General features: G+C 68.6%; 1 protein-coding gene. It reads right to left on the reverse strand.

Annotated elements, in window-relative coordinates:
- The coding region (locus E3D03_RS21030; protein ID WP_263568557.1) for a DUF2163 domain-containing protein at positions 1 to 769 on the reverse strand (769 nt) is incomplete at its 3' end.
- Positions 770 to 797 lie beyond the last annotated feature (28 nt).

The raw sequence follows: 797 nt of genomic DNA on the forward strand, positions 1-797 counted from the left end.
AGGTCGCGATCCGCTTGTCGCAGCCCGCCCGGATCACGAAGGCATCCGTCGCCGTGATCGGACGCACCGGCGCTTCCAGCAGGGTCAGGATCGCCACCCCGTCGACGAGGTCATGCGACAGCACCTCGACCCGCCGCCCGGTATTCGCGCCGGTCGACCATTCCACCAGCCCGAAGGCAAACCAGCCCGCAGCGAAACTGCCGAGGCCGGAGGCCGTGAACGCCCGGTCGCGCAGCACATCGATCACGGCACCGGTCCCCTTGAAGGCCGGTGCTTCGAGGTTCACGCCGCAGCGCGCATCGCCCAGCGCGGCGTCGCAACTCGCCTGAAACGTCCGCCCCACCGTCTGGCCGAGGACATGGGCAAGGCTCCGCACCTCCGCCACGAAGGCGAGCCGCCCGCTCCGGATCTGTCCGATGGCCCCGCGGCGCAGAAGCACGCGTTGCGCCGGGCTCGCCCAGTTCACGCGCCAGACCTCGACAACTGCGGCGTCCCAGCGGCCGTCGAGGATGTCGGTTTCGGTAATCCGATCCGATGACAGCACGCCTTGCGCGTCCTGCGCATCGACGGACAAATCGGACCCAGACCGCACCTCGGACGCTGTCAGCCCGCTTTCCGGTTCGAACTCGGTGCCGTCGAACGCCAGCGTCCGGTCGTGGTCGGTGAAACCGAAGGTCACTCCGTCGGCGCGGGTGATCCGCCAGCACCAGGCGAGTGTCGTCGTCCCCTCGTCGAGATGGGCCTGCAAAGCGGCGTTCAGGGACTTCATGTGCGGATTTCCACGAGGGGGATCGAGG

The sequence above is a fragment of the Paracoccus sp. DMF genome (genome assembly GCF_004407025.1).
GTDB classification, from domain to species: Bacteria; Pseudomonadota; Alphaproteobacteria; order Rhodobacterales; family Rhodobacteraceae; genus Paracoccus; species Paracoccus aminovorans_B.